General features: G+C 41.5%; 1 protein-coding gene. It reads right to left on the reverse strand.

Annotation, left to right across the window (positions count from 1 at the left end; translation table 11 throughout):
* Positions 1-160, reverse strand: a 160-nt coding sequence (gene mauJ, locus BK660_RS33765) for a methylamine utilization protein MauJ (RefSeq protein WP_404942972.1), incomplete at its 3' end; no start/stop codon positions are given.
* Positions 161-299 lie beyond the last annotated feature (139 nt).

Genomic DNA, 299 nt, shown 5'->3' on the forward strand with positions numbered 1-299 from the left:
CTTTGATCCAAGTGACTTTCTTCTTTCCCTCCGAAAACTGGGACTCAATTACTTTGTAGAAGCTGAGGAAAGCATAACTGTCATGTACTTTGTCGAGTCTCTTACCTTCACGCCAAAATGCTAGTGCCTTGCGTATATTTTCTTGATCGATGATCGGCATGTGATTGCAATTGAACGATCTCGTTCCTGTTATACCCAACGAAGAAACAACTGTTCTTGGATTGCCATACAAATTTGCATGAGTACCCCAAATTTATCAAGATACTTCAACATACCCTCCTAGGCACCACCTCAGGATT

The organism is Pseudomonas brassicacearum, assembly GCF_003732265.1.
Lineage (GTDB): Bacteria > Pseudomonadota > Gammaproteobacteria > Pseudomonadales > Pseudomonadaceae > Aquipseudomonas > Aquipseudomonas brassicacearum_D.